Here is a 2909-nt window from a genome sequence, read left to right on the forward strand (position 1 = left end):
ATGTAAGCGCTTTATATTCACCCGGATAGCAAATCCGCAACTTTTGTGAGATACTTCAGATACTTGGAGTAATTCACTTCATATCTGGTTCTCAGAGTGTTACAAAAGCTGCACATCTTCTCTCTATATCGTTGGATGCGTTTGTTGCACCTGGTTACTCCAAAATCTCACATCAGAGGAGTTAAATGAAATGAGTACAACTTCAAAGGAGGACCATTGGCTGGAGTTGATCACCCAGTGCAGATCCAGCGGTCTTACTGACCGCCAGTGGTGCATAGAAAACGGAATACCCGTCAGCACATTTTACTATCATGTCCGGGCCCTGCGCAAAAAAGCCTGTGCAGTCCCGGAAGCAGTGGATGCTTCCGCTCAGAAGCAGGAGGTTGTCCAGATCCCACTTTGGGAAACAGAACAGAATCCTTCCGATCACGTTGCTTTACCTGGCCCTTCGGTCTGCCTGGAAATGCAGGGCATCCGCGTTGAGATCCACGAACAGGCCGGGGCGGATGTGATCCGCAATACCCTGCTTGCCCTGCGGCAGCTTTGTTAGGCGAACTGTCCGGCGTAGCAAAATTCTTCCTGGTGACAGGTTATACCGACATGCGCAAGAGCATTGATGGCTTAATGGCGGTCGTCAGGGATACTTATGAATTAGATCCTTACAGCAACTCCCTGTTCCTTTTCTGTGGAAGACGCTGCGACCGGATAAAAGCGCTGCATTTCGAAAAAGATGGGTTCTGCCTCTATTATAAACGTTTGGATAATGGCCGGTTCCAATGGCCGCGGGATTCTTCGGAAGTAAGGAACCTCAGCCGCCAGGAATACCGCTGGCTCCTGGAAGGGCTGTCGATCGACCAGCCAAAAGCGATCCGCCCTGCCAGAAAGAAGGAGTTCTGACCTTTGTGCAAAAGGGAGAAAATTTTCCTTTCTCCTGCAGGGCTGGGAAAATACAGCGGATGACTTATCCACAGGATCACGGAACTGTCCGGGAAACAGGGAGGATAACTGCCCCTGATTTTTACGGATTGCTGCCCGCACGTGGAAAACGGGGCGTTTTGCCCGGGCAGATGCCTGCAAAAACAACCCGTTTTCCACATTTCCCCTCCGTCAAAATGACGGAGGCACTATGGCAGCGGATTCGCTTTTCTGCCGGATTTACGGTATAATAGGAACCAGTGAAAAGAAAGGTGGTTTCCGGATGCCGCAGTCAGAAATGGAAGCGCTCATACAGCTTCAGAAAGAGACAATAGAATCCCTGCGCCAGTTGGTGGACAGCCAGCGTCTTACGATCGAGCAGATGGCCAAAAGCCATGAGGAGCAGACCGCACAGCTGAACCAGACAATCGCGAACCTGAATGAAACGGTCGAATATCTGAAGAAAAAGCTGTTCGCATCTTCCAGTGAAAAAGCAAAGAAAGATGCATTTCCCGGGCAACTGGATCTGTTCAATGAGGCGGAAGCTGCTTCGGATCCTTCTGTTCCGGAACCGGCTCTTGAAGAGGCCGTTGGCGGTTATAATCGCAAAGCAAGGAAACCGAAGGCTACCAGGGAAGAGATCCTTGCAGGGCTGCCTGTGACCGAAATCCCCTGCACGGTGCCGGACGAGGACAGGAACTGTCCCTACTGCGACACCCCGATGGCAATCATCGGGAAAAAGATTGTCCGTGAAGAGCTGCGGATCATCCCCGCGAAAGTGGAACGGATCCAGTATGTCCAGGAGGTCCTGGGCTGTCCGGAATGTAAAAAAGACGGTGCTTCTGTAATCGTTGGGGCGGAAACCCCAAGCCCGCTGCTGAAGCATAGTCTCGCATCTCCATCCACAGTTGCTTACGTGATGTACCAGAAGTATGTGAACAGTGTCCCGCTTTACCGGCAGGAGACAGACTGGAAACAGCTGGGAGTGAAGCTTCCCAGGGCAACTCTGGCGAACTGGGTCATCAAATGCGGTATAGATTATCTGGAGCCGGTGTATGAACGGCTTCACCAGCATCTGCTGGAGAGGGACATCATCCATGCGGATGAAACACCCTGCCAGGTACTGAAGGAGGAAGGGAAAACGGCGCAGTCCAAGTCCTATATGTGGCTGTATGGATCCGGGAATGACGGGCTGCCGCCGATCCGTCTGTATGATTACCAGCCCAGCCGGGGCGGATACCATGCGGAAAAATTCCTGAAAGGATTTTCCGGATACCTTACCTGTGATGGCTTTGGCGGTTATAATAAGCTGAAGGATGTCATCCGCTGCGGCTGCCTTGCCCATATGAGGCGGTATTGGTATGAAGCACTTCCCGGGAAATCGAAGAAATCCCCGGAAAAGGCTCCGGCAGAGATCGGCTTTGATTACTGCAGCCAGTTATTCGAACTGGAAAAGGAGTACTCGGATCTGGATGCCGACACCAGGAAAGCCAGACGTCTTGAGACAGAGCCTGCCATATGGGAGGCTTACTGGTCATGGCTTGAAACCGTGGGCCCAACTGGCGGGAGCCGTCTGGCTAGAGCGGTGACTTATGCGAAAAACCAGAAGCCCTATATGGAGAATTACCTGTTGGATGGCCGGTGCTCCATATCGAACAATATCGCAGAAAATATCGCACGCCCGTATGCAGTAGGGCGGAAAAATTTCCTGTTCCACGATACGGTAAAAGGCGCCCGGGCCAGCTCCATCATTTACAGCTTGGTGGAAACGGCAAAACTCAATAATCTGAACATCTACGCATATCTGGAGACTGTACTGCTCTATATGCCGGACTACAAAAATGAGCCCGAAGGTATAGAAGAGCTGATGCCATGGTCTGACATGATACAGCAGAGATGCCGGATCAGATCGAAAAGTTGAAGTTGGAGTCTTTTACTTCAACTATAGTGGAATACCTTGTGAAAAGATATCCATTATTTTATTGAGCGCTTAC

3 protein-coding genes are annotated in these 2909 nt (G+C 51.0%); all 3 read left to right on the forward strand.

Annotated features, from left to right (window positions below):
• Positions 1-190: 190 nt before the first annotated feature.
• On the forward strand, positions 191-550 hold the full coding sequence (gene tnpA, locus H6A13_RS12740) for an IS66 family insertion sequence element accessory protein TnpA (RefSeq protein WP_204909915.1): 360 nt from the start codon (positions 191-193) through the stop codon (positions 548-550).
• A complete protein-coding gene (gene tnpB / locus H6A13_RS12745) occupies positions 544-897 on the forward strand; it encodes an IS66 family insertion sequence element accessory protein TnpB (RefSeq protein ID WP_204909916.1) in 354 nt (117 codons plus the stop codon). Before tnpA ends, tnpB begins: the two co-directional genes overlap by 7 nt.
• Positions 898-1198: 301 nt before the next feature.
• A complete protein-coding gene (tnpC, locus tag H6A13_RS12750; RefSeq protein ID WP_243424806.1) occupies positions 1199-2836 on the forward strand; it encodes an IS66 family transposase in 1638 nt (545 codons plus the stop codon).
• Positions 2837-2909: the final 73 nt, after the last annotated feature.

The organism is Mordavella massiliensis, assembly GCF_016902415.1.
GTDB lineage: Bacteria > Bacillota > Clostridia > Lachnospirales > Lachnospiraceae > Merdimonas > Merdimonas faecigallinarum.